Annotated in this window: 22 protein-coding genes; 10 read left to right on the top strand and 12 right to left on the bottom strand. The window is 68.3% G+C overall.

All coding sequences use genetic code 11. From position 1 onward, the window contains the following. The 4 genes from AB0I10_RS22450 (at window position 1) to AB0I10_RS22435 (ending at window position 2,456) form a co-directional block, all read left to right on the top strand. Complete coding sequence (locus tag AB0I10_RS22450) at window positions 1-468, top strand: hypothetical protein (RefSeq protein WP_363154328.1); 468 nt, start codon at window positions 1-3, stop codon at window positions 466-468. Window positions 469-946: 478 nt separating this feature from the next. Beyond that, entirely contained in the window at window positions 947-1,513 is a 567-nt protein-coding gene (locus AB0I10_RS22445) for an HNH endonuclease (RefSeq protein ID WP_363154327.1), read from the top strand. A gap of 17 nt (window positions 1,514-1,530) precedes the next feature. Beyond that, a complete protein-coding gene (locus AB0I10_RS22440) occupies window positions 1,531-2,187 on the top strand; it encodes a hypothetical protein (protein ID WP_363154326.1) in 657 nt (218 codons plus the stop codon). Continuing rightward, on the top strand, window positions 2,178-2,456 hold the full coding sequence (locus AB0I10_RS22435; protein ID WP_363154325.1) for a nucleotidyltransferase domain-containing protein: 279 nt from the start codon (window positions 2,178-2,180) through the stop codon (window positions 2,454-2,456). Before AB0I10_RS22440 ends, AB0I10_RS22435 begins: the two co-directional genes overlap by 10 nt. A gap of 32 nt (window positions 2,457-2,488) precedes the next feature. Here the strand turns inward: AB0I10_RS22435 and AB0I10_RS22430 are convergent, their stop codons facing one another. Then, a complete protein-coding gene (locus AB0I10_RS22430; RefSeq protein ID WP_363154324.1) occupies window positions 2,489-3,016 on the bottom strand; it encodes a hypothetical protein in 528 nt (175 codons plus the stop codon). Window positions 3,017-3,474: 458 nt separating this feature from the next. Here AB0I10_RS22430 and AB0I10_RS22425 point away from each other — a divergent pair, with 458 nt between their 5' ends. Further along, window positions 3,475-3,921, top strand: coding sequence for a hypothetical protein (locus AB0I10_RS22425; RefSeq protein WP_363154323.1), 447 nt, complete (start codon window positions 3,475-3,477; stop codon window positions 3,919-3,921). 417 nt (window positions 3,922-4,338) lie between these two features. On the opposite strand, the gene AB0I10_RS22420 is transcribed toward AB0I10_RS22425, so the two are convergent. Beyond that, window positions 4,339-4,902, bottom strand: a complete 564-nt coding sequence (locus AB0I10_RS22420) for a TetR/AcrR family transcriptional regulator (RefSeq protein WP_363154322.1) — start codon at window positions 4,900-4,902, stop codon at window positions 4,339-4,341. A 60-nt stretch (window positions 4,903-4,962) separates the two neighbouring features. Here AB0I10_RS22420 and AB0I10_RS22415 point away from each other — a divergent pair, with 60 nt between their 5' ends. From AB0I10_RS22415 to AB0I10_RS22405, 3 genes are all read left to right on the top strand, one after another. Further along, the gene (locus AB0I10_RS22415; protein ID WP_363154321.1) at window positions 4,963-5,343 is read left to right on the top strand and encodes a DUF6463 family protein; all 381 of its coding nucleotides are present in this window, start codon (window positions 4,963-4,965) and stop codon (window positions 5,341-5,343) included. A gap of 201 nt (window positions 5,344-5,544) precedes the next feature. Next, window positions 5,545-6,717 (top strand): IS701 family transposase, encoded by a 1,173-nt coding sequence (locus tag AB0I10_RS22410; protein ID WP_363154319.1) that lies wholly within the window; start codon window positions 5,545-5,547, stop codon window positions 6,715-6,717. A gap of 486 nt (window positions 6,718-7,203) precedes the next feature. Then, window positions 7,204-8,316, top strand: a complete 1,113-nt coding sequence (locus tag AB0I10_RS22405) for a tyrosine-type recombinase/integrase (protein WP_363154318.1) — start codon at window positions 7,204-7,206, stop codon at window positions 8,314-8,316. 4 nt (window positions 8,317-8,320) lie between these two features. Here AB0I10_RS22405 and AB0I10_RS22400 read toward each other — a convergent pair whose 3' ends face one another. Next, window positions 8,321-9,712, bottom strand: coding sequence for a peptidase C39 family protein (locus AB0I10_RS22400; RefSeq protein WP_363154317.1), 1,392 nt, complete (start codon window positions 9,710-9,712; stop codon window positions 8,321-8,323). A gap of 201 nt (window positions 9,713-9,913) precedes the next feature. On the opposite strand from AB0I10_RS22400, the gene AB0I10_RS22395 reads away from it, so the two are divergent. After that, the gene (locus AB0I10_RS22395) at window positions 9,914-10,498 is read left to right on the top strand and encodes a hypothetical protein (protein ID WP_363154316.1); all 585 of its coding nucleotides are present in this window, start codon (window positions 9,914-9,916) and stop codon (window positions 10,496-10,498) included. A gap of 500 nt (window positions 10,499-10,998) precedes the next feature. Next, the gene (locus AB0I10_RS22390; RefSeq protein WP_363154315.1) at window positions 10,999-12,921 is read left to right on the top strand and encodes an AAA family ATPase; all 1,923 of its coding nucleotides are present in this window, start codon (window positions 10,999-11,001) and stop codon (window positions 12,919-12,921) included. Window positions 12,922-13,234: 313 nt separating this feature from the next. On the opposite strand, the gene AB0I10_RS22385 is transcribed toward AB0I10_RS22390, so the two are convergent. From AB0I10_RS22385 to AB0I10_RS22345, 9 genes are all read right to left on the bottom strand, one after another. Next, on the bottom strand, window positions 13,235-14,365 hold the full coding sequence (locus AB0I10_RS22385) for a hemolysin family protein (RefSeq protein WP_363154314.1): 1,131 nt from the start codon (window positions 14,363-14,365) through the stop codon (window positions 13,235-13,237). Beyond that, a complete protein-coding gene (locus tag AB0I10_RS22380; protein ID WP_363154313.1) occupies window positions 14,362-15,741 on the bottom strand; it encodes a hemolysin family protein in 1,380 nt (459 codons plus the stop codon). The genes AB0I10_RS22385 and AB0I10_RS22380 overlap by 4 nt, the downstream gene beginning before the upstream one ends. Window positions 15,742-15,906: 165 nt before the next feature. Further along, entirely contained in the window at window positions 15,907-16,377 is a 471-nt protein-coding gene (locus AB0I10_RS22375) for a PH domain-containing protein (RefSeq protein ID WP_363154312.1), read from the bottom strand. Between the two features lie 65 nt (window positions 16,378-16,442). Next, entirely contained in the window at window positions 16,443-17,291 is an 849-nt protein-coding gene (gene hisG / locus AB0I10_RS22370) for an ATP phosphoribosyltransferase (RefSeq protein WP_363154311.1), read from the bottom strand. A gap of 55 nt (window positions 17,292-17,346) precedes the next feature. Then, window positions 17,347-17,619 (bottom strand): phosphoribosyl-ATP diphosphatase, encoded by a 273-nt coding sequence (locus tag AB0I10_RS22365; protein WP_086720687.1) that lies wholly within the window; start codon window positions 17,617-17,619, stop codon window positions 17,347-17,349. 34 nt (window positions 17,620-17,653) lie between these two features. Then, window positions 17,654-18,139 carry a 6,7-dimethyl-8-ribityllumazine synthase gene (gene ribH, locus AB0I10_RS22360; protein WP_363154310.1) on the bottom strand — a complete coding sequence of 162 codons (486 nt, stop codon included), beginning with the start codon at window positions 18,137-18,139 and terminating at the stop codon, window positions 17,654-17,656. Between the two features lie 53 nt (window positions 18,140-18,192). Further along, a complete protein-coding gene (locus AB0I10_RS22355; RefSeq protein ID WP_363154309.1) occupies window positions 18,193-19,491 on the bottom strand; it encodes a bifunctional 3,4-dihydroxy-2-butanone-4-phosphate synthase/GTP cyclohydrolase II in 1,299 nt (432 codons plus the stop codon). Next, entirely contained in the window at window positions 19,488-20,141 is a 654-nt protein-coding gene (locus AB0I10_RS22350) for a nicotinamide mononucleotide transporter family protein (protein ID WP_363154308.1), read from the bottom strand. The genes AB0I10_RS22355 and AB0I10_RS22350 overlap by 4 nt, the downstream gene beginning before the upstream one ends. Beyond that, complete coding sequence (locus AB0I10_RS22345) at window positions 20,138-20,818, bottom strand: riboflavin synthase (protein ID WP_363154307.1); 681 nt, start codon at window positions 20,816-20,818, stop codon at window positions 20,138-20,140. The genes AB0I10_RS22350 and AB0I10_RS22345 overlap by 4 nt, the downstream gene beginning before the upstream one ends. Between the last annotated feature and the right edge of the window lies 1 nt (window position 20,819).

Raw genomic sequence — 20,819 nt, 5'->3', positions numbered from 1 at the left:
ATGCAGTGGATGACATTGGCCAGCGCGATAGTCGGAGCGGTCATCGCGACCGCATCCGCCGCCCTGCTGGACCGCAGTCGATGGCGCCGCGAGCAGCACGTGCGCACTATCGGCGTGCGGCGTGACCTGTACGGGGAGTACCTTGCCTGCCTGTCGGAGGCCAGCAATGCTCTGCGAAGCCTGGCGAGGAATGGAGACCTGGGGCTTGCTGAGCGAGCTGCTTCGGCGCGCGACAGCTTCGCGCCCTGCTACGCCATGCGCTATCAGATGTCGATCACTGCCTCACCTGCGGTGTTCGAAGCCTCCGAGGCCACGTTTCGACGGCTCCGCGATGTTCGCGATCTTGCCGCCAATGGCACTCTGGCCGGTGACGAGGCGTATTCGGGCGGCCGGGCCGAGTACGAGGAGGCTCTCACCAGGCTGCGAACGGCCATGCGCAAGGACCTCGGCACGGACGGCCTGGGCTGACCCGCTTCTCCGTAGTGGTTACGCGCACAGATTCTCGGCGCCCCGCTGGTCTCAACACTCAACCCCATATCAAGGCCACGCTCCGTGCTGCCCTGAACCTTGCAATCGCCCCGCGTCTCCAGCCGCTAAGCGGTGTGCTTGAACGTCTCGTACAAGCTTCCCCTCGGCGTAGGACACACCGTGCCAAGAGCGCACCACGCTGGTCGCGGAAGGCGGCACAACCCGTCCAAATCGCGCAAGCGCTCAAAAATCTGTCATGCCGCCGTGACCAGCGCTTCGGAAACAGTCCCCAGTCAGGCGGGGTGCATGCGTAGGCTGTCGTCACTGTGGATGCCCGATCGAGGTGGATGGAGCCATGGCGGGAACCTCGTGCAGGGTCAGCCCTGACGTAAATAGCCGACGACGTCTGTGGGGAGACTCCGGTGGATACTGCGGAAACCCCAGCTGTCGGCAATATCTCTTCCCCGAAGACCTTGATGTGGATTTCGGCGAAATTGCCCATGTCATCCCAGCATCCCCCGATGGCCCTCGAGGTGTGCCGTTTGAAGCTGTCTCTCGTGAAGACCGAGCACATCACAGCAATCTGATCCTTTTGTGCGCCAACTGCCATACGACGATTGACAAAGCCTCGGATGCCTATCCTGCGGAGATGCTGTATGGCTGGAAGCAGGGGCGGGTCGATGAAATCCAGGTCGCCGTTTCCACACCGGAATTTCTAACTCGCGCTGAGGCGCGGGCCCAGGTCCGCGGACTGCTGGACGATAATGCATTGATTTACGCTAAGTACGGCCCGACGGGAGACCCGTACCGGCAGGGAGACCCGATCCGCTGGCACCGGCACGCGCGGTCCACGATTGCGCCTAACAACCGCAGGATTCTTCAGGTTTTGGACGCCAATCGGCGCCTGTTGACCCCAGAGGAAGAGCAGGCCCTTACGATCTACCGACTGCACGTCGAGCAGTTTGAGAACCGGCACGTCCTCGACGACTTCACGACCGGTACGGAACGCTTCCCCGAAGGCATTCAGGATGTCTTCCTGGACTAGAGAGTAACGAAGCGGACATGAATGATGTGCGAGGCTGGATCGAGGCAAAGTTGCGGGAAAAAGGCTTTTCCTCGACGAGGCTACCCGAGCGGCAGTTGGAGATCGCCCGTGACCCGTACCCGGACGCTCGTGTCCTGTGTGTCGGACTCTCGAAGGGAGAGACGTTCGATGCAGAGAATCTCGTTGCCGCCGTCGAGGATATTCCTGGCACCGGGTTCGTGGTCGTGGTGCCGACGAATATCACTCACGCGGCCTACGAGCGGGCCGAGGAGCTCGGCGTCTGTGTGGCCGGGTTCGGTGAACTCGTTGATGCGCTCCAGCACGACGAGGATATCGCTGGACACATCGACAGCCAGGAGCAGTACGAGCAGCGCAGGCTGAAATACAACAAAGCCGTGAAGTCCCTCAAGCGGAAGGGATATCACGCCTACGAGATTCAGCGCAAGAAACACCGGCCACTCACCATCGTTACGACCAATGTCTACGAGTTCACAGCTGACAGGCTATACAGCATTCTCGAAAGCTACGAGGGAATTGAACCTGACCTGGTCGTAGTTACCAATCCCAATTGCCGTGGATTCTCGACTGACTCGATGCAGGCCGCGAGCCAAACAGGAATCCCTCTGGTCCGCTTGGTCGACTTCCTAGATGATCTGGGCAGCAATTGGACCTGAACGGCTGGCCTCATCTGAGATTACTGTTGGAGGCAGCGAGTAGTTTGCAGCCCCTACAGGTGTGGCTGTTTGGTTCGGCGCTAAGGTCTGAGCACCCTGCGGACCTGGACGTTCTGTTGGTCTACGAGGATCGCTCTGCAGTCGTGGCGCTGCGCAAGATGGAGCCCTGGGAAGATTTTCAGCCGCCGTTCCACATAATCGCAATGACGCCGCGGGAAGTCGACGAGTATGAATTCATCAAGTCGACCAGAGCTGTGCGCCTGATATAGACAACGCCGCAAACAGTCAAGCATTGGGCTGGTTACGGCCCGGGGAAGAAGGGAACCTGTAGAAGGTCACGGGCTGCGCCTGTAAAAGTTGCAAGGGCTCGGGTGAACGCCTGCGTCACCTCGTGCAAGCGTTCACCGTACTCTTCCGCAGTTACCTGATTTCTCATGAGTACTTCGAGGAAGAGGCGCCAGTTTCGAGCAACCTTGTGCACTTCGAATGCCCGGGATCCGACCTCGGCAGAGCCAGCGAGAGCCACACGGGTAGCGCAGGCATACAGCTTGGAAACGGCCGGATTCATCTCCGAAACCGCCTCACGTACGAGCGACTCGCTCGGCATGGCTCGGGGTGTGAAGGAGTGCACTACATCCGTGACAGTTGCGGCTTCTTCCAAGAGCGCCAGATAGGCGTCTCGGCGGTCATCCCGCACCCTCTGCCAGTGATGGACCATGCCTTGATCCACAGCCTGACGTCGAGCAGCAATGTATGCCAGAGAGGCAGTGCCGAGGGTGCCCAGTACGCCAACACCGGCGCCAAGAACGGCGGCTAGTCCTTGATCCATGCCTCACATGATGCAGGGAGCCGACGCCTGCACCTACGTCCTGCGCAACTTGGGGGAGGAGACGCAGCGCCTCTGCCTGATTCCTACATCCCTTGGCCGCCGCAGTGGGCGGCCAAGTACGCCGCGATGCCGTGGTACGCCGGCGACCGCAAGCGCCTCGCCGCGGTGTACGCCCGCGACCAACTGCGTCCGACGGACGCCGCCGACTATGGGGCCAGCGCCCTCGACTAGCTACCGAGCCCGGAAGATCAACGCCAGGAGCCGTTCGGCTCGGCTCTGATCTGCGGCTCAGGATGTGTCCCGGCAGCGTGGAGGAGGTCCGCGAGGCATTCGGGGGGCGCCGCTGTATTCAGTTCATGCAGCGTGCTGGGCAATCAAGGTCCGTTACATCGGCTGGGCAGGTGGACAACCGCCCAAACCTGATGAACAGTTGATATCTCCGAGGGCAGACTGTTGGAGTGCAGATGACAGAAGCCTTTGCCACCACCGTCGCAGCAGTCGCCCCCGTCATCGTGCTGGCGGGCATCGTGGAGTGGCGCCCCCACTTCCAGTGGGTCAGGAACGACTTTGAGCGGTACCTTGCAGGTACCAATCCAACGTGGAAGAGCAGGCCCCGTTTCATCTTCGAAAGCGCCATGTTCAGCACCTGGCTCGTCGTACTGATCCTCATGGTTTTCACCGAGTACCGTTCGCTCCGATGGCTGGCAACCAATCCACAAAATCCTCAACCCGACATGGCCGAGCAGATGCTGCACGATGTCGCCTTGGGAATGGCCGTGTTGATCTTCATGCCTCTTGCTCGATATCTCTGGTGGGCGATACCGGCCGGCTGGCGCTTGCTGCGGATGCCCCGTGCCGCGGCTGCCGCAGAGAGAGATGAAGGTGACAGCTCCCCCTCCGAGTGAACTGGTTCCCTTCCAGCTGTTATACGTGTAAAAGCCTCAATGCTGGGCTGACCCCTGACACGCCACCACCCTGACGGGGCCTCTCAGCTTCGGCAGGCACGCATCCGCAGCCCGAGGGAGGTGGCAGCTCTCGGCGATCAATGCCTTCCCCCGTGGCACCGTCCGACGAATCGCCTGTTCAGAGGTCTCGTCAGGCCGCCCATCCCGGGGACTTTTCGGGGGACTTTCCGCTCTGGCAGGGGGACTTTCCGGGGACTTTCCACTGCCTAATACTCCAGCTGTAGATCGTGATGTTCATGTCTGGGATGCGGATTGTCGCCGGTAATGGCTGGTGCCTGATCGCTCCTGATGGCGGCGTCGCCTGTCGGACCAGCCGAGCCGGTGGGCCGCATCGTGGAGGGGCCGGACATGGGTAGGTCAGGCCTCAGTGAGAGCGGCGGTGACGATCCGGCCCAGTTGTTCGGCCAGGCCGTCCGGGGAGCGGTTTTGGAGGTAGACCGTGGCGAAGACCGGGCCGGCCACCAGGGCGTGGACGAGGTCGATGTCCGGGGATGACGGGAGCTCGCCGCGGGCGACCGCTCGGCCGAGCAGTTCGGCGAGGCCGGCCTGCTGGACGGTGACGAAGGCGTCGCGGAAGCGAGCGGTGAGCTCCGGCGAACTGCGTACGTCGGCGAGCAGCCCCGGGATCGCGGCGGCGGCCGCCGGGTTGGTGACGTGGTCCACGATCTCCTGGACGAGCGCCGTCAGGTCCCCGAGCAGGCTTCCCGTATCGGGTGGCGGGGGCAGGTCCGCGCTGTGCACCGCTGCTGCGAACACCATCTCCTGCTTCGTCGCATAGCGCCGGTAGATCGCCGCCTTGCCGATCCGCGCGCGCTCGGCCACGGCGTCCACGGTGAGCCCGGTGTATCCGCTCTCCGCCAGGAGACTGCGGGTGGCGGTGAGGATCGCTACGTCGACCCGGCTGTCTCGAGGTCGTCCCATGCGGCCATGTTACGGTACTTGCGGTTCCGAAACTCATGGTTTCGAAAAGGGGGAGCGGCGATGGGACGCTGGGCAGGACGGATCCTGATGATCCTGGGAGCGGTGCACCTCATCGTGCTGGGAGTGCAGAACGTCCAGTACGCCGATGAGTGGTTCACTGGGGCACTGTGGGGGCTGCCGCGTGACGAGTTCATCCACCCCCGTGGCGCGAACGGTGCGTTCTGGATCATCATCGGCAGCTTCGCCGTGCCGATGATGCTGCTGGGTGCGCTCGTGTCAGACCTGGCCCGGCGGAGCATCGCGCTGCCGGCGTCCATCGGCTGGGGGCTGGCGGTGTGGTGCGTGGTGGCGGCGGCGGTTCTGGAGCCGACGCCGATGTTGCTGGGGCTGATCCCGGCGGCGCTGCTGATCCGGGGGGCACGAGCTGTTCGTTCGGCGTGAGGTGCCTTCAGTCGCGGCCCCGGCAGCTGGGGGCCGGGACTGAAGGCCTGTCGCTGCGCGCCTTGATCTTGCTGGTTGGGCCGGTGCGGAGACGGGTGCGGCCACCGTTGATCATCGTGAGTTGTGTGGACAAACGATGAGACGGTGGCCGCGGGTCACAGCATAAATCCTGTCCGATGACGGGAGGCGTTCGAGGTGGCCATGGGCCGGATCGCGGGCCGCTTCGCCCGGGTCGAACCCCGCCTGCGGGCCGGGCGGTTGGTGCTGGGCCTGCTGTCGGACCTGCCGCGCAAGAACTGCTGGACGATCGCGGAATGGGCCGGGGAGGCCAGCCCGCACGGCATGCAGTACCTGCTGTGCCGGGCCGCCTGGGACGCCGATGCCATCCGCGACGACGTGCGCGAATACGTCGTCGAGCACCTCTACGACGATGCCGCGGTGCTGGTCGTCGACGAGACCGGCGACGTAAAGAAGGGCACCCATACCGTCGGGGTCCAGCGCCAGTACACCGGCACGGCCGGGCGGATCGAGAACTCCCAGGTCGCCGTCGACCTCGTCTACGCCGGCGCCCGGGGACACGCGGCGGTGGACCGGGAGCTGTACATCCCGCGCTTCTGGACGTGCGACCCGGATCGCTGCCGGGCCGCGGGGCTCGGCGAGGACACCGTCTTCGCGACCAAGCCGGAACTGGCCCGCACGATGATCGAGCGGTTCCTGGACGCCGGACACCGCCTCAGCTGGGTCACCGGTGACGAGGTCTACGGCGGCAACCCGAAACTGCGGGCGGCTCTGGAGGAACGCGGCATCGGCTATGTCCTCGCGGTGGCCTGCTCGGCCGAAGTGACCACCGGTGCGGGCACGTTCCGCGCCGATGCGCTGGTCCAGAAGGTGCCGAAGTGGGCCTGGCAGAAGCTCTCGGCCGGACGCGGCGCGAAGGGGCAGCGGTTCTACGACTGGGCCGTCATCGACCTGGCCGCTCCAGCGCCGGGCCACCGCCAGCTGCTGATCCGCCGCAACCGCACCACCGGCGAACTCGCCTACTACCACTGCTACTCGCCCCATCCGGTGCCCCTGACCGCCTTGGTGCGGGTCGCGGGATCGCGCTGGCGGGTGGAGGAGACCTTCCAGAGCGAGAAGGGGCTGGCGGGGCTCGATGAGCATCAGGTCCGGCGCTACCCCTCCTGGAGTCGCTGGGTCACCCTCGCGATGCTCGCCCACGCCTTCCTGGCCGTGGTCCGCGCCGAGGAACACGCCCGCCAGCCTGCCCCCGACGGCCTGGTCCCGCTGTCTTGCAACGAGATCCAGCGCCTGTTCATCACCCTCGTCTTCAAGCCCCTCCGCGATGCGGCCCACCGGCTCAGGTGGTCCGACTGACGACGCCGTCACCAGGCCCGGGCCCAGAACAGTCATTACCGGCGACAAGCCGCAACACAGACATGAAGATCACGATCTACAACTGGAGTACTAAGCAGGCAAGGCCCCGAAAGATTGGAAAGTGCCTCCGATACAGGTCAGAGGCCCTTTTCGAGGCAAAGTCCCGGGTGGCGGCGGGCGAGTCGGCCTGTACGCCGGGTTCTGTCCCCCCGGACTCTCCACCTCCCGCTTCTCACCACCTCAAGCCGATGCTGTTCCCGGCTCTGCGGCAACCAGTCGGCCAGCGACACCCCGCTCTGGCGCTAGCTGCTATGCGGCGGACAGTCCACGAGCCCTCATCAGTCACGCAGTCGAAGTCCCGAATGAGTGGCGACGTAGCAAAATTCTCCCCCGCAGCCCACATTTGGCACGGCCGGAATTCCGAGCTACAACAACACCCCCTGGCGGGAAGACCCGTCGGGGACTCTCGGACGGATTGGTGTGGATGTGGCTACGGTCCTGGACAAGGGCGCTGGTGCACCTGGAAAGCGCTGGGTTGTCCGCTACCGGGAGCCCGGCGGGCGCAGTTCCCGGCAGCGCCAGAAGGCATTCGACCGCAAGAAGGACGCGGTGGACTTCGCCACCAAGGTGGAGAACGACAAGCGTGAGAACACGTATATCGACCCGAACGCCGGCAAGGTTTCGCTGCGTCGCTATACCGAGGACTGGCTCAAGGGAGTGCTCCTGTCGGGCGGCACCTGGGAGTCGTACGAGCGCATCCTGCGGCTTCACGTCCTGCCGCACCTGGGGCGAAAGACAATCGCTCAGGTGACGGCAGCCGATGTGGAGGAGCTGTACGCGCGGTGGGCGAAGGGTGGGGCAAAGCCGAACACGATCGACGCGCGCAACATTGCACTGTCGTCGCTCTTCTCCCACGCAGTGCGCCACAGGCGTATACCCAGCAACCCGGTCAAGGAAGCAGAGAAGCCCGATAATCCGGTGGTTCCGGTAGACGAGCGAAGCCTTCCGAGCCTCGAAGAGATCAAGGCCATCGCGCACGCCATCGGACCGCGCTTGGAGCCTGCGGTGTGGCTGATGGCTTGCGGCGGACTGCGTATCGGCGAATCACTGGGAGTCTTTCCCGAGGATTTTCAGGACGGCATGTTGCGCCTGCGGCGTCAGATCGTCCGGTATCGGGATGAGGACGGACCCTATGTGGCGCGATACGCGCCCTTGAAGCACCGGAAAGAAGGTGAATGGCGCGACGTTCCGGTGCCGGAATTCTTCACTTCCTTCGCCGACCGGTTCCCCATCCTCAACCAGCAGGGCGGGATGACATATCCCGGACTCGTCCGCGCTTCCTGGGATCGGGCCATCAAACGGCTGGGGCTTCTGCAATACACACCCCATGACCTGAGGCACAAATGGGCGACCGTGACCTTGACGAACGGAGTGTCCATTCACGAGGTGTCCCGGTGGTTGGGGCACCGGTCCATCAAGGTCACGGTCGACCGCTACGGGCACCTCACCCAGGACGGGCGCGAGCGCTGCCGTCAGGTGGTAGCGGCGACCTTCCAGGGCTACCTGCCGGAGGAGCTGTCGGTCGGGTTGGCGGCGTGAGCCGCTACAGGATTCCGAGCTCTCGCAGGACCCGGTGCTGACTTGGTGCTGACTTCACGGGGAAGTAGAGGTAGCAGACGCCTCCCGTAGCGCCTTTGACCTGGCCGTTTGCGTCGTAGCGCTTCGTCCGCAGCCAGATGTTCTCGAACTGCCGGCGCTTGTAGACGCGCCGCACCGCCTCGTTGGTAGGCGAGTTCGGGTCGTTGGCGATGACGTCGCCGCTCGCGGTGAAGCCGATGACGGTCATGATGTGGCCGGGCGTGCCGTACCCCGCGCCGTCCAGCTCCTCCTTGAGGAAGGACTGGGAGGTGATGACGGGGATGCCCGCATGGACCAGACGCTCCACGTCCGCCAGGGAGCCGAGGCGGGTGACCACGCCCTGGAGGTCGTTGTACGTCGCGGCGTAGGCGGCACTGAAGGGCCAGTTGCCGCAGCCCTCGTACTGGTAGTCGTAGGTGAAGCGGGCGGCGTGGCAGATCTGCGGGTCGGCGTAGTCGCGGTTGACCCAGGCGAGATCCTCGGGCGTGGGCTTGCGGCCCCAGTACTCGATGATCATCTGGGAGGAGGTCGGGCTGCACCAGGCCTCTCCCCCGTTGTCGTACTCCGGGTACTGACCCTTGTGGATCTCCTGGGAGTAGCGCGGGACGGCCAGCTCACGACCGGACGCGATACCCGGCTCGGAGGCCGGGACGGTGAAGCGGTCCGGGACGTCGGAGCCCATGAGGCCGGCTCGCCACACCTTGGGCGTGAGCTTCGTGCCCGGCTTGCGGTAGAGCGTCAGCCGCAGCTTGCACGAGGTCAGGCGCAGGCCGCTCTTCGGGTCGTCGATGGCGAAGGTGTCGGTCGAGATGCTGCTCTTGCCGTCCTTCTGGTCGTCGACGGAGGTACGGCGGATGTCCTGGTCACCGGCGGCCCAGCGGCCCATGACGTACCAGGGGGTGTGCTCGCCCGTGCTGTACCTGCCGCGCAGCTCGACGGCGATCCAGGTGCCGGCCGGGGCATGGGCGCTCCAGGAGGCCACGGCCTCGGTCGCGGGGACCTTGAGGGTGTGCGCCGGGGAGGTCCAGGTGGCGTACTCCCAGGTGGACTTCTTGTGGGTGTGCGGGTCGAGGTACTCGTAGGTGCCGGCCGGCTTGCCGATGACGACGCCGGGGCGGGCGCCGCCCTCCACGCGGCAGCCGGCGGCGGCGCCCTGGCTCCATTCGGCGTCGGTCGTCCAGGCGTGGTAGTCCACGAGGCGCTTCTGCTTCGTTGCGGGCTGGTCTGCGGGCTGGTCGGCGGGCGCGTCGGCAGGCGCGTCGTCGGGAACGACGGCCTGCGCCAAGGGGGTGGCGGCGCCTGCCGCCACGGCGAGCGCGGCGGCGAGGACGGTGCGCCGGGGCGCGGAGCTGGTCATCGTGAAAGTCCCCCAGTCGGATGCATGCGATCGGGTGTGCGGAATCGGGCCGGGACAACGGGTGCGCACGGGCAGGTCGGCGGTGGCTCAACTATCACCGCTCCGCTTGCCCTTCGGCCAGCGGTTCGGCGCGCGCCACGGCAACAATATTCCCGTGTCGCGCGACATTATTGGTGTGGACCACTGACATACGCTGGCGTGATGGACCGTGATCTGACCTCGCTCGCCGCCCGGCTGCGCGCCCTGCCGCCCTCCTGCGGGCCGGTGCGGCTGATTGCGGTCGACGGGCACGCGGGGTCCGGCAAGACCACCTTCGCCCAGTTGCTGGCGGCCGCCCTCGACGGTGCGCCGGTGGTGCACACCGACGACCTCGCCACCCATGACGAGCTGTTCGCCTGGAGCGACCGGTTCCGGGCACAGGTGCTGGAGCCGCTGTCCCGGGGAGAGAACGCGCGGTACGGGGTCTATGACTGGGTGCGCCGGGCGTTCATGGAGCAGCACGTGGTGGCACCCGCGCCCGTGGTGCTGGTCGAGGGCGTCGGTACGGGCCGCCGGTCCCTGCGGCCGTATCTGGCGTGCCTGCTGTGGATGGAACTGACGAGCGATCACTCATGGGAAAGGGGTCAACTCCGGGACGGACCGGAGCTCTCCGCCTTCTGGGATGGCTGGATCCCGGCGGAGCTCACCCACTTCGCCGAGGATCCGTCCCGCCCGTACGCCGATTTCCTGGTGCACCAGGGGCAGATGGGATACGAGGTACGCGTGGGACCTTCTTCGACGCCCTGATCCGCCCCGGATTTCACCCTCCGTAACGGACCGCGGTCGAGGCGCCGCATCGCGCCGACAGGGACCCGCCGACTGCCCCAACTCGGCTTGACCTGGGGGGCGTACAGGACTTACGTTCTCAATGTGCGGTTCTACGGACCGCCCGCAGACGCGAAGCCCCCGGTTGTTCCCCCGTGATCGGGGGCTTCGTTCTGTGCGAACGCACCGTTCCCACCGCGCTCCGCGCCGCTCTTCCCTCACCCTGGGTCACCGCATTCTTCGCGCCGCCCAGCCGCAGCTTCCCCGCCCGCGCCCCTCCACCCCTCCCTTTCCCCTCCCCCGTTCCGCCCTCTTCGGCCCGCACCGTTTCCGCAGGTACGATGCGAGTCTGTGCCACCGAAGGACACCGACCGAGGTGCGCGGTGACGGTCAACTCCCGTCCGCCGACCGCTGGTTCGGGAGCTACGGCCCGGCACTCGTCCGGCGGCACACCACGGGGGTACGTTTTGTGGGGGGACGGGATGGAATTCGGCACACAAGGCTCGCCCGCCCCGGCCGAACTCGCCTGGCTGCGCGCGGTCGACGCCTACACCGTGGGCGCGTACCCGCAGGCCGAGGAGGAGTTCCGGGCCGCGGTACGACTCGATCCATCGATGGCCGACGCCTGGCTCGGCCTGCACGCACTGCGCGTCGACACCTCCACCGCACTGCTGCGGATGCACCGGCACCGCGACCGCTTCGGTGAGCAGCGCTCCCGCCACCGACGCACCCTCAATTCCTGGTACTGGCTCGGCTGGTGGGTGCAGCCGGTGCTGGAGACCGGCCGCGATCTGCTGCTCGCACACGCCTCCCACTGGCTGGACGGCCGCCATGTCGCCGAGCTGGACCAGGCATTGGCCGGCTGCCCGCCGGTGGACACCGATCCCCAGGTCCGCTTTCTGCACGCCTGCCGCGCCTATCTCGTCAAGGACTGGGACCAGCTCGTACGGCACACCGAACCACTGCTGGGCGACCCGGTCCTGGGCATCGAGGCCGGGCTGTTCGGCGGTATGGCCCGGGTGCGGCTGGAGATGTACGGGCAGGCCGAGCCGATGCTGTCGGCGGCGCTGATGCGCTGCCGCAGCGAGCAGCCGCAGCGCAAGGAGCTGCGCTACTGGCTCGCCCGCGCTCATGAGGGCACCGGCCGCAGCGCCGCGGCGCTCCCCCTCTACCGCGCGGTGCACCGCGTCGACCCGGCGTTCATGGACACCGCGGCGCGGCTCGCCGCCATCGCCGAGGGGGACGGCCTGGACGAGGGCGCGGATCTCGCGGCGGTCTCCGCCCCCGGCTTCGGCCAGGAGGCCGGCGGCGATCTCGACCCGCTCTCCCCGCTGGACCCGGTCGACGGCCGCGAGCTGCTGGCGACCGGCGAGCCCGACGAGCTGGACGGGCTGGACGGGCTGGACGGCGACATGGGCGGCAAGGCGGCCGGGGCCGGCACCGCGGCCCGGATGAAGGCCGCCGCGCCGGGCCCGCGCGGCGCCGAACGGCTGCCCGCCGGGCCCTCCGACCCGGTGCTGCTGGAAAAGGCGCTGGCGGAGCTGGAGCGGATGGTCGGCATGGAGCCGGTCAAACGGCAGGTACGGGCGCTGTCCGCCCAGCTGCGGATGGCGCGGCTGCGCGCGAGCCAGGGCCTGCCGGTGCAGCCGCCCAAGCGGCACTTCGTCTTCTCCGGGCCCTCGGGCACCGGCAAGACGACCGTGGCCCGCATACTCGGGCGGGTCTTCTACGCCCTGGGACTGCTCGGCGGCGACCATCTCGTGGAGGCCCAACGGGCCGATCTGGTGGGCGAGTTCCTCGGCCAGACCGCGGTCAAGGCGAATGAACTGATCGACTCGGCGCTGGGCGGGGTGCTGTTCGTCGACGAGGCGTACAGCCTGTCCAACTCCGGCTACAGCAAGGGCGACGCGTACGGCGACGAGGCCCTTCAGGTGCTGCTCAAGCGCGCCGAGGACAACCGCGACCGGCTGGTCGTCATCCTGGCCGGCTACCCGGAGGGCATGGACCGGCTGCTGGCCGCCAATCCGGGCCTGTCCTCCCGCTTCACCACCCGCGTCGACTTCCCCAGCTACCGGCCGCTGGAGCTGACCGCGATCGGCGAGGTACTGGCCGCGGAGAACGGCGACCTCTGGGACGACGAGTCCCGCGACGAGCTGTGCAGCATCAGCGGCCATGTCGTCGACCAGGGCTGGATCGACGAACTCGGCAACGGCCGCTTCCTGCGCACCCTGTACGAGAAGAGCTGCGCCTACCGCGATCTGCGGCTGTCCACGTGGCGCGGCACCCCGAGCCGCGACGACCTCGCCACGCTCCGGCTGCCCGATCTGATGCAGGCGTACGGCGAGGTCCTCTCCGGCCGCGGCCCGGACCCGCAGGGGCCGCCGCCGAAGGGGCTGGATCTGTAGGGGGTCCTGGGGGGAGGTCCTAGGGGGAGGCGAACACATCCCGTAGGGGACGCGAGTGCCCCCTGCGGGCCACAACGCGCGGGGCGCTGGGCGGTATTCCCGGGTTCACCACGTGATCGACAAGACGCCGCGTCGGGCGTACGGCGCGCCCCGAAGAGCGGGCCCCGGCACACCCCGAAGCACGAGCCCGGCACACCCCAAAGCACGAGCCCAGCACACCCCGAAGCGCGAGCCCGGCACGCCCCAGAGACAGGACGGCCCCGGAGAACGACCCCGGCACGCCCCGGAGAACAGCTCCGAGGCGCGCCCGTCCTCAGCCGGCCAGTGCCCGGTCGTCCGCGGGCAGCGTCGGCTCCTCGCGCGGTCCGGTGACGCGGTCCGCCGCCTTCTCCCGCCCCGGACGGGCCGCGGGTGCCGTGCGGTGCGCCGGGTCGCGAACCTCGCCGACCAGCATCTCCAGTACGTCCTCCAGCGCGACCAGGCCGAGCACCCGCCCGGTGGCGTCGGCGACCGCCGCCAGATGGGAGGCGGCCCGGCGCATCGCGGTCAGGGCGTCGTCCAGGGGCAGTTCGGCGCGGAGCGTCGCCATCGGGTGCCAGACCCGCTGCGGCACCGCGCGGTCCCGTTCCTCCAGGTCCAGGACGTCCTTGACGTGCAGATAGCCCATGTACGCGCCGCCGGGCGCGCAGACCGGGAAGCGGGAGTAGCCGGTCCGTACGGTCAGCTCCTCCACCTGGCGGGGGGTCACCGTCGGATCGACGGTGACCAGTCCTGCCGGGTCGAGGAGGACGTCGGTGACGGGGCGGCTGCCGAGCTCCAGGGCGTCGGACAGCCGTTCCTGTTCGGCGGGGGCGAGCAGGCCCGCCTGGCCGGCGTCCTCGACGAGATGGGTGAGCTGCTCGCTGGTGAAGACCGCCTCGACCTCGTCCTTGGGCTCGACGCGGAAGAGCCGGAGCACGCCGTGGGCGCAGGCGCCGAGCAGCGCGGTGACGGGCCGGCACAGCCTCGCGAAGGCGACCAGGCCGGGGCTGAACCACAGTGCGGTCTTCTCGGGCGCCGCCATCGCCATGTTCTTGGGGACCATCTCGCCGATGACGAGGTGCAGGAAGACGACCACTGCCAGGGCGATGACGTAGCCGAGGGGGTGGATCAGCGGCTCGGGGAGATGCACCGCGTGGAAGACCGGCTCCAGGAGGTGGGCGACGGTCGGTTCGGCGACCGCGCCGAGCGTCAGGGAGCAGATGGTGATGCCGAACTGGGCGGCGGCCATCATCTGCGGCAGGTTCTCCAGGCCGTGCAGGACCTGCCGGGCCCGCTTGGAGCCTTCCGTCGCCAGCGGTTCGACCTGGCTGCGGCGTACCGAGACCAGGGCGAATTCGGCGCCGACGAAGAAGCCGTTGGCGAATACGAGCAGCAGCGCGAAGAGGAGCTGGGCCAGGGTCACCGGGCCACCTCCGCACCGGCCACTGCGGGCTCACGAAGCGCTTCGGGTGCGGGCGGCACCGCGGCCCCGGCGGCCGCCGTCCGTACGAGCCTTATCCGCTCGGCGCGGTGGTGCGACACCAGCCGCACCCGCAGCCGCCAGCCGTCGAGTTCGGCGGTGTCACCGGGGGCCGGGATCCTGCCGAGTATGTGTGCCACCAGTCCTGCCACCGTCTCGTACGGGCCGTCGGGGGCCGCCAGGCCGATCCGCCGCAGTGTGTCCACCCGGCAGCCGCCGTCGGCGTCCCAGGCGGGGCGGCCGTCCTCGGCCGGGGCCTGGCCCAGCTCGGGCAGGTCCACCCGGTCGTGCTCGTCGCGGACCTCGCCGACGAGCTCTTCGACGATGTCCTCCAGCGTGACCACCCCGGCCGTGCCGCCGTACTCGTCGACGACCACCGCGATCGGCTGCTCGCTGCGCAGCCGCTCCAGCAGTGGCTGGACGGGCAGCGTCTCGGGCACCAGCAGCGGCGGCACCGTGATCCGGCCGACCGGGGTGCGCAGCCGCTCGTGCGCCGGGACGGCCAGCGCGTCCTTGAGGTGCACCATGCCGACGATCTCGTCGAGGCGGGTGCGGTAGACGGGAAAGCGGGAGAGTCCGGTGGCGCGGGTGAGGTTGACGACGTCCTCGGCGGTCGCGGAAGCCTGGAGGGCGCTGACCCGTACCCGAGGCGTCATGACGTTCTCGGCGGTCAGATCGCCCAGGGAGAGGGTGCGGACGAACAGGTCCGCGGTGTCCTGTTCGATGGCGCCGGCCTGCGCGGAGTGGCGGGCGAGCGAGACCAGCTCGCCGGGGGTGCGGGCGGAGGCCAGCTCATCGGTGGGCTCCACGCCCAGGGAGCGGACGAGGCGGTTGGCGACGGTGTTCAGCAGGGTGATCACCGGGCGGAAGAACCGGGAGAAGGCGTTCTGCGGGCCGGCGACGAACCGTGCGACCTGCAGCGGCTTGGAGACGGCCCAGTTCTTGGGCACCAGCTCGCCGATGACCATCTGGACGGCGGAGGCCAGCAGCATGCCTATCGCGACGGCGATGCCGGGGACCGCGCCCTTGGGCAGGCCGGTGGCGAGCAGGGGGCCGGACAGCAGCTGGGCCAGCGCGGGCTCGGCGAGCATTCCGACCACCAAGGAGGTGATCGTGATGCCGAGTTGGGTGCCGGACAGCTGGAAGGAGAGTTCACGCAGCGCGGAGACGACGGTGCGGGCACGGCGGTCGCCGTCGGCCGCGGCCCGTTCGGCGTCCGCCTTCTCGACGGTGACGAGTCCGAACTCCGCGGCCACGAAGAAACCGTTGGCCAGAATCAGGACAAATGCCGCGGCGAGCAGAAGCAGGGGGCCGGTCATGCCGCCGCCCCCGTCGTATGCGGAGGGGCGGCGCAGGTACTACAGGACGATCCGTCCATCGCTGGAGGGAGTCACTCCTCGGGTCGCAGGTGTCCCACTGAGGGGCGGGGCGCTCAGCGCGTCCCGGGGAACAGAGTAATCAGCGGGGCGCGGATTAGGGCAGGCTCACAGGGCCGTGTGATCGACGGCGCCGTGGTTCTCGACGAGGTCGCGCAGCGCGCGGGCGTCACGGATGGCCTGGTCCCTGGCGATGCCGGGCTGGATGCCCATCGCGGGGAGGCTGGTGCCGTCGGCGAGGTCGAGATGGACCCAGGCGTCGCCGACCCGGAGGTTGACGCGGACGATCTGGGCCCAGGCAAGCTCGCGCTTGGTGGTGAGGTTGACGACGGTGACGCCCTCTGGCCGCGCGACCACCTTGGGGCGGCCGAGCAGCAGGAGGACGGCCAGCACCAGCGCTCCGGTGAGGATGAAGCTGATCCGCTCGCCGCCGCTCAGCTTCGGCAGCGCCAGCGCGATCGCCGTGAGGGCGGCGAGCTGGGCGATGCCGACGGCGTACAGGACGACCCGGGTGCGGGTCGGCCGGAATGTCACCGGGAGGCTGGGCAGCGGAACGGGCGGGGCGTCGGGCGCGGACACGGCGGTGTCTTTCTCGTATCTCTCGTACTTCTCGTATGTCGCGTACTGGTCTTGCGGATCGCGGATCAGAGCCGACAGGCGTGGATGCCGGTGGTCAGGATCGCGCGGGCGCCGAGGTCGTAGAGCTCGTCCATGATGCGCTGGGCGTCCTTGGACGGGACCATCGAGCGGACCGCGACCCAGCCCTCGTGGTGCAGCGGGGAGACGGTCGGCGACTCCAGGCCGGGGGTGAGCGCGACGGCCTTCTCGACGTGCTCCACCCGGATGTCGTAATCCATCATCACGTAGCGGCGGGCCACCAGGACGCCCTGCATACGGCGCAGGAACTGGCGCACCTTCGGGTCGTCGTCCGGGGCGCCGGTGCGGCGGATGACCACCGCTTCCGACTTCAGGATCGGGTCGCCGATGATCTCCAGGCCCGCGTTGCGCAGGGTGGTGCCGGTCTCCACGACGTCCGCGATGATCTCGGCGACGCCGAGCTGGATGGCGGTCTCGACGGCGCCGTCGAGGTGCACGACGGAGGCGTCCACGCCGTTGTCGGCGAGGTGCTGGGTGACCAGGCCGGAGAACGAGGTGGCGATGGTCATGCCGCCGAACTCGGTGACGTCCTTCGCGGTGCCCGGGCGGGTCGCGTAGCGAAACGTCGAGCCGGCGAAGCCGAGCTGCAGGATCTCCTCGGCGTCGGCTCCGGAGTCCAGCAGCAGGTCACGGCCGGTGATGCCGATGTCGAGCTTGCCGGATCCGACGTACACCGCGATGTCGCGCGGGCGCAGGAAGAAGAACTCGACCTCGTTGTCGGAGTCGACCAGGACCAGTTCCCTGCGGTCCTTGCGCTGGCGGTAGCCGGCCTCATGGAGCATCGCCGACGCAGGCTCGGACAGTGAACCCTTGTTGGGGACAGCGATGCGCAGCATGAGAGCGGGTTTCCTTTGCAGCTAAAGGGAGTTGGGGTGGTGAGGGGGGGGTGGATCAGAGGTGGGCGTAGACGTCGTCGAGGGAGATCCCCTTGGCGACCATCATCACCTGAAGGTGGTAGAGGAGCTGGGAGATCTCCTCGGCGGCGGCCTCGTCGGACTCGTACTCCGCGGCCATCCACACCTCGGCGGCCTCTTCGACGACCTTCTTGCCGATGGTATGGACCCCGGCCTGCACCAGTTCGGCGGTACGGGAGGTGGCCGGGTCGCCGGTGGCGGCCTTCTGCTGGAGCTCGGAGAAGAGCTCCTCGAACGTCTTCTTGGACATGGTGATCCCTACCCTACGCGGTCGCCCCCGCCACTCAGCGCCAGGGTTCGGAGACGGAGCGGAGCGTCGCCGCGGTGGCGACCGCGGCGGTGACCGCTTCGTGGCCCTTGTCCTCGGTCGATCCTTCGATGCCCGCGCGGTCCAGGGCCTGCTGCTCGGTGTCGCAGGTCAGCACACCGAAGCCGATCGGTACGCCGGTGTCCACCGAGACCTGGGTCAGGCCCTGGGTGACGCCCTGGCAGACGTAGTCGAAGTGCGGGGTGCCGCCCCTGATGACCACACCGAGGGCGACCACCGCGTCATAGCCGCGGCCGGCCAGGACCTTGGCGACGACCGGCAGCTCGAAGGCGCCGGGCACCCGCAGCAGCGTCGGCTCGTCGATGCCGAGCTCAGTGAGGGCCCGCAGCGCGCCGTCCACCAGGCCGTCCATGACCTTCTCGTGCCATTGCGCCGCGATGACGGCCACCCGCAGGTCGCCACAGTTCTTCACGGTCAGTTCGGGTGCGCCCTTGCCGCTCACGGTTCTCCTCGTACAGGTGATGGTTGACGGTGCTGTGGTGACTCTGATGCCGGCTACTGGTGGTCGCAGGCGGACGCGCGGTCGCCGTCCAGCCAGGGCAGGTCGTGCCCCATCCGGTCCCGCTTGGTGCGCAGATACCGGAGGTTGTGTTCGCCGGCCTGGACGGGCATCGGCTCACGGCCGTTGACCTTCAGGCCGTGCCGCACCAGGGCGGCGGTCTTGTCAGGGTTGTTGGTCATCAGGCGCAGCGAGCGCACGCCGAGGTCCTGCAGCATCTGCGCGCCCGCGGCGTAGTCGCGGGAGTCGGCGGGCAGCCCCAGTTCCAGGTTGGCGTCGAGGGTGTCACGGCCGCGCTCCTGGAGTTCGTAGGCGCGCAGCTTGGACAGCAGCCCGATGCCGCGTCCTTCGTGGCCGCGCAGGTAGATCACCACGCCGCGGCCGGCCTCGGTGATCCGTTCCAGCGAGGCCTCCAGCTGGGGGCCGCAGTCGCAGCGCAGCGAGTGGAAGATGTCGCCGGTGAGGCACTCGGAGTGGACCCGGACCAGGACGTCCTCGCCGTCGCCGAGCTCGCCGGCAACCAGCGCGATGTGCTCGACGCCGTCGACGGTGGAGCGGTAGCCGTACGCGGTGAACTCGCCGTGCGCGGTGGGCAGCCGGGTCTCGGCCTCGCGGCGGACGGTGGGGGTGGACCGCTGCCGGTAGGCGATCAGGTCCTCGATGGAGATGATCGCCAGGCCGTGCTTACGGGCGAACGGCACCAGCTCGGGCAGCCGCAGCATCGTGCCGTCCTCGCCGGCGATCTCCACGATGGCGGCGGCCGGGCGCAGTCCGGCGAGCCGGGCCAGGTCGACGCCGGCCTCGGTGTGGCCGTTACGGACCAGCACGCCGCCGGGCTTGGCGCGCAGCGGGAAGATATGGCCGGGGCGCACGAAGTCCCCGGCGACCGATTCGCCGGAGGCGAGCAGCCGGAGGGTGGTGGCGCGGTCGGCGGCGGAGATGCCGGTGCTGACGCCGTGCGCGGCGGTGGCGTCGACGGAGACCGTGAAGGCGGTCCGCATCGACTCGGTGTTGTTCTCGACCATCTGCGGGAGTTCGAGGCGGTCCAGCTCCGGGCCCTCCATGGGCGCGCAGATCAGTCCCCGGCACTCGCTCATCATGAAGGCGACGATCTCGGGGGTGGCCATCTCCGCCGCGATGACGAGGTCGCCCTCGTTCTCGCGGTTCTCGTCGTCCACGACGACGACGGGGCGGCCCGCGGCGATCTCGGCGATGGCCTGCTCGATGGGGTCGAGCGTCAGTGCCGCTGCCTCGTCAACGCTCTCGGCGTCGTACCAGCTCTGCAGTGCGGTCATGCCGCTGCTCCTTCCAGGACGGGACGGCCGGCTGCCCGCGAGCGCAGCCACCAGTCGCGCATGCCCCACACGACGAGGGCGAGATAGACGACGTAGACGAAGCCGGAGAAGGCGAGCCCGCTGCTGAAGGCGAGCGGGACCCCGACGAGGTCGACCAGCAGCCAGGCGAACCAGAACTCGACCAGGCCACGTGCCTGGGAGACCATCGCGGCGAGCGTGCCGACGAAGATGTAGGCGTCCGGCCAGGGGTTCCAGGACAGCTTCGGGATCAGGGTGAAGAGGGTGCCGACGGCGGCGGTGCCGAGGGCCGTGGCGGCCAGCAGCAGGCCGCGCTCGCGCCAGGTGGCGAAGCGGACGGCGATGGAGCCGTCCTGCGCCTGCTGACGGCCGCGCTGCCACTGCCGCCAGCCCCATACCGCAACGCCGATGACCAGCAGCTGCTTGCCGACGCCGCCGCTGAGGTGAGCGGAGGCGTAGGCGGCGACGAGGATGACACCGGAGAGGAACTGGGCGGGCCAGGTCCATATGGAGCGGCGCCAGCCGAGGGCCAGGGCGGCCAGCCCGATGGTGTTGCCGATCATGTCGGACCAGATGATGTGCTGTCCGAAGGCCGCGAAGGCCTCGCCGTTCAGCCAGCCGAGGGCGCTCACCGGTCCATCTCCTTGATTTCCGCGAGATCCGCGAGGTCCTTGCCGTCCGCAGCCTGCGAAGTGCCCTGGCCCAGCAGCCGCTCGACGTACTTGGCGAGCACATCCACCTCAAGGTTGACCGGGTCGCCGACCTTTTTGATACCCAGGGTGGTCAGGTCGAGTGTGGTGGGGATGAGGCTGATGGTGAAGTAGTCGTCCGCGGCGTCGACGACCGTGAGGCTGACGCCGTCGACGGTGATGGAGCCCTTCTCGACGACGTAGCGGGCGAGCGCGGCCGGCAGCGTGATCTTGACGATCTCCCAGTTTTCTCCGGGCGTGCGCTCGGCGATGGTGCCGGTGCCGTCGACATGGCCCTGGACGAGGTGCCCGCCGAGCCGGCCGCCCAGCGCCATGGGGCGCTCCAGGTTGACCCGCGAGCCGGCGGCCAGCGCGCCGAGGCTGGAGCGGTTGAGCGTCTCGGCCATCACATCCGCGGTGAATTCACCGTCGGCGGTGTCCACGACGGTCAGACAGACACCGTTGACGGCGATCGAGTCGCCGTGCTTGGCGTCCTCGGTGACGAGGGGGCCGCGCAGCCGGAAGCGGGTGGGGGCACCCCCAGCGTTAGCTGGGGGACTGTCGCCGAGGTTCTCGATGGCGACGAGCTCACCCAGTTCTTCGACGATTCCGGTGAACACT

This window comes from Streptomyces sp. NPDC050636, assembly GCF_040654775.1.
In the GTDB taxonomy this organism is placed as follows: domain Bacteria; phylum Actinomycetota; class Actinomycetes; order Streptomycetales; family Streptomycetaceae; genus Streptomyces.
This window is presented reverse-complemented; position numbering and strand designations above follow the sequence as displayed.